Origin of the sequence: Acetobacter sp. DsW_063, assembly GCF_002153745.1 — a bacterium.
Lineage (GTDB): Bacteria > Pseudomonadota > Alphaproteobacteria > Acetobacterales > Acetobacteraceae > Acetobacter.
Genome location: NZ_JOPL01000066.1, coordinates 1 through 223, shown reverse-complemented (window position 1 = coordinate 223; position 223 = coordinate 1). Strand labels below are relative to the sequence as shown.

1 protein-coding gene is annotated in these 223 nt (G+C 48.0%); it reads right to left on the bottom strand.

Features of this window, described 5'->3' with window-relative positions; translation table 11 throughout:
* On the bottom strand, positions 1-210 hold a 210-nt coding region (locus HK28_RS09540), incomplete at its 3' end, for a transposase (protein ID WP_369823638.1).
* Between the last annotated feature and the right edge of the window lie 13 nt (positions 211-223).

Here is a 223-nt window from a genome sequence, read left to right as displayed (position 1 = left end):
GCTTGCTGCGATGTGGATTGCGGACATGAATGTATGAGCGCAGCGGTCGTATCGTGTTGCCACCCGTCGCCAGTCTTTCAACTTTGCGAACATGTTTTCGATCAGATGGCGCTTTTTATACAGATGCCAATTGTAAGGTGGCTTTGATTTCCTGTTCTTCTTTGGTGGAATACATGCGGTGATGTTCCGGTCTGCGAGAGACTGTCTGATTTTATTGCTGTCG